The organism is Pseudomonas sp. 2995-3 (assembly GCF_002742565.1).
Lineage (GTDB): Bacteria > Pseudomonadota > Gammaproteobacteria > Pseudomonadales > Pseudomonadaceae > Aquipseudomonas > Aquipseudomonas edaphica.
Map to the genome: position 1 here is coordinate 1 of NZ_LJSB01000361.1, position 259 is coordinate 259.

Genomic DNA, 259 nt, shown 5'->3' on the forward strand with positions numbered 1-259 from the left:
AAGGTGTACCATGTGTTAAGTAGTGTGTTTTTAAGCCGTGGGTTTACTTATGCCTTGGAAAGGACCTTAAGGCAACCAATCCCGTGGATGCAAAAGGCACTAGCACTATCAACGGCAAGAATTCTAGCAAAACTCCCTTTCAATACAATGAGTCAAAATCATTTAGAGAAAAACTTCTGTACCATTGAGGAATCGGTAAGAACATCAAATCAAAATTGGTTTCAGCGCCAGTTCGGTAATTTGATAGATGGTACAAGAA

The 259-nt window shown here is 39.4% G+C and carries 1 protein-coding gene; it reads left to right on the forward strand.

All coding sequences use genetic code 11. The features are described 5' to 3' along the window. Window positions 1-12: 12 nt before the first annotated feature. The coding region (locus AOA62_RS32320; protein WP_218244231.1) for a hypothetical protein at window positions 13-259 on the forward strand (247 nt) is incomplete at its 3' end.